This is a genomic window from Endozoicomonas sp. (assembly GCF_031844845.1).
Classification (GTDB): Bacteria; Pseudomonadota; Gammaproteobacteria; order Pseudomonadales; family Endozoicomonadaceae; genus Endozoicomonas.
The window spans coordinates 1-3,128 of sequence record NZ_JAVRMB020000261.1; the positions used below are offsets into that span (position 1 = coordinate 1).

At 43.0% G+C, this 3,128-nt stretch carries 3 protein-coding genes; all 3 read right to left on the reverse strand.

Annotated features, from left to right (window positions below; translation table 11 throughout):
* Nucleotides 1-318: 318 nt before the first annotated feature.
* Nucleotides 319-1,371, reverse strand: coding sequence for an IS110 family transposase (locus tag RM811_RS14045; protein ID WP_402525382.1), 1,053 nt, complete (start codon nucleotides 1,369-1,371; stop codon nucleotides 319-321).
* Nucleotides 1,372-1,904: 533 nt separating this feature from the next.
* Nucleotides 1,905-2,198, reverse strand: a complete 294-nt coding sequence (locus RM811_RS14050; protein ID WP_402525384.1) for a hypothetical protein — start codon at nucleotides 2,196-2,198, stop codon at nucleotides 1,905-1,907.
* A 732-nt stretch (nucleotides 2,199-2,930) separates the two neighbouring features.
* Nucleotides 2,931-3,128: transposase (locus tag RM811_RS14055; RefSeq protein ID WP_402525386.1), on the reverse strand; the 198-nt coding region annotated here is incomplete at its 5' end.

Consider the following 3,128-nt stretch of genomic DNA (forward strand, 5'->3'; position numbering starts at 1 on the left):
CGGGGTCATATATGGTCCGCCCCGCGATGCAAGGTAAAGTTTTCGATAATGACGTTAAAGAGTAATGCTTCCATATATCCGGCCTTTGGGGTGAGGTCTCAATGCCTCTGGCCCTGATGGAATCCGCTCACTCCCTCCTCATCAGGTCTTCGGCCTCTACGGGCCCTGACCCCGGTCAGGTTCAAGGGAGTGCAGGTCTTACCTTTTATGCCATCATTTGAACTTTATCCACGCAACTCGTTGCAGCTTTACACTGATTAACCGCTTTTGCTTTTCTTATCTAACGACAAGTGTTTAATAGTTTAGTGTTTATATTATTTATGCTGCCGCCTTGTATGGCTCTTTCTTGGTTAACACAGCCCAGGCAATGCGAACATTTTTATTGGCAACAGCTACTGCTGATATATTTTTACCCCGACGCTTATCAAGCTCTTGAATCCAATTATTACGTCGATCGTCGTGTTTATCAGCCACTCTGACAACGGTTCTGCCGCCATGTATCATCAGAGTTCGCAGGTAGGTGTCACCCCGCTTACTGATCCCCAGTAAGGTAGGCACTCCACCGGTAGATTGCTGCTTTGGTACGAGGCCAAGCCAGGCCGCCATTTCCCGACCATTTTTAAATGCCGATATATCGCCGATGGCCGCAAACAGTGCAGTAGCACTCAGTAACCCAATGCCGGGTATAGTTAGTAAAAGCTTGCAGGCTTCGTTATTGGCTGCAATGGTTTCGAGCTTTTTCTCAAGCTTTTCTATTCGCTTGTCCAGATGTGCCATTTCTTCATAGAGTTCATTGAGGAGTTCACGGAATAGTACTGTTAAACCGTTTTCTGCGTCTTCCAAAATCAAAGGGATCTGTTTACGGATATAGGATATTCCCTTTGGAATAATGACTCCGTACTCCATTAACAAACCTCTGACCTGATTACCCAATGCTGTTCTTCTGGCCACTGCCTGGCTGCGTATTCTATGCAGGCTCTGAATGTCCTGTTGTTCAATAGTTTTAGTGGGTACAAAGCGCATATTGGGACGCTGCATTGCTTCACAAATGGCTTCAGCATCAGCAGCGTCATTCTTGTTTGACTTTACATAGGGCTTCACAAACTGGGGGGCCATAATGTGAACGTCATGACTCAGTTCGGTAAACTTACGACACCAGTAGTGTGAGCCACCGCAGGCTTCAATGCCGATAGCACATTCAGGTATGTTGGCAATAAATGGTAAAAGCGCCTTACGGTTGAGTTTCTTTTTGATAACCACATTGCCTTTGGCATCAACGCCATGCAGCTGAAAACTCTTTTTACTCAAATCAATTCCGAGAAAAGCTACCTGACCTTTTTGCTTAGATCCTGATTTGTTATGCTTGCCCATGGTTCGCTCCGTTTCTTATTCTGAATGATGTCCGAACAACTCATTCTATCATGGCTCATTTGAAGCCGGTTTGGGAGCGGGGCGGACCATTCCATTAGGTCTTTCATCGTGCGTAACATATTCTGCACATTAACTCATTGTAAATAGTGATGGTGGGCCTTTTATTTCGAATACTTACGAACTGGTTTTTATTTCAATTTTATTAAACGGCAATGGATATGCACAATGAAAGACCTGACCCCGGTTTTGTTCTCGGTTTTCTTACTCAAATCAATTCCGAGAACAGCAACCTGACCTTTCTGGCTAACTCTTGTTTTGTTATGATCGCCCATGGTTCGCTCCGTTTCTTGTTTTGAATGATGTTCGCACAACTCATTCTATCATGGCTCATTTGAAGCCGGTTTGGGAGCGGGGCGGACCATTCCATTAGGTCTTGATTCTTGACGCTCTTAAAAAAATGGGCCAGGGGTTCCTTCTTGAAGCTACAAATAGGTTATAACTTTTCAACTCTAAAATTGGAATAGTCAGATCTTTCATATCAAAGGCAGCAACTCACGTTGATGGTTATTCAAGAAGAAAGACCTGACCCCGTTTTTATTCAAGAAGAAAGACCTGACCCCGTTTTTATTGTTATCGGTGCTGATCCCGATAAATGCCTTACGCAGAGCCACATCACCAATGGTACGATCGATCCGTGAAATATCCTGAAAAAGATTATTGACGTTGCCATCAATGACCTCGCTGCCCGTGACCCGACCGCCACCATCTTCTTCGTCCGTAAGTCGCTGGCTTTCAAAGAGTTTTACGTCATTATTGGTAATGGCCATAGCGGGTCCTTTATGTATGGATTAAATGAATATTTGGTTGGATTCTGTTAGGGGGGGGAACTTTTTTAAGAAGGAGCAGTCTTAACTGGCAATTCGACAATTCGACAATTCGACAATTCGACAATGGATAGATACGATCTACTTGGTATAGCTATGCTTGAGTCTGGCCTCAATGCCCTCCCAGTACCAGTAAATGATGAGGGAGGATTGTTCCGTTGCAGTTTCAAGGAATGTGTACGATTATGCTTCAGTAAATCTGGTTTGAAAACTCACCTAAGATGGCATCAGGTAGAACAAGCACAACCTATCTCTTGTCATTTGTGTAATCGTACATTTCAGGCAATACAGTCCTTAAAAAATCATCTGAACAATTTTCACGTTGGCAGTTCTGATCATGTAGAAGAAAATTACTTAATGTGTCCCTTATGTAAAAAAAGATGTGATTCCTATGTTGATCTAACAATACATGAACGAAGACACGCACACACAACAGGTGACATAACTTATAAATGCAAACTTTGCATTCTACCGTACGGTACCAAACATATAGAATATCTCAACATCCATTTGCGACATATGCATAAGCAAGAGCCCAATAAGTTAAATTGGTGCTTCTGTAGAGATAAGCCGAAGTGTTAAAAAATACTGATCACTATCCTCTGGATAAGCAAAGGGTAATACCTGCTTTGCCTCCACAGGATTACCATTAGAACGATCAAAGATAAGGAGAATTCAGGACATCCATAAATTGATTGGAAATTTATGGATGTCCTTTTCTTTTTCCATAGCCAGATAAATCACCTTCATAACCGAACCGTCTGTTGGAAATATCTTCCGCTGCCGGGTTGCTTTTCGAATCACACTATTCAACGATTCTATTGCATTGGTCGTATAAATCGCCTTCCTGATGTCAGCAGGATAGTCGAACAA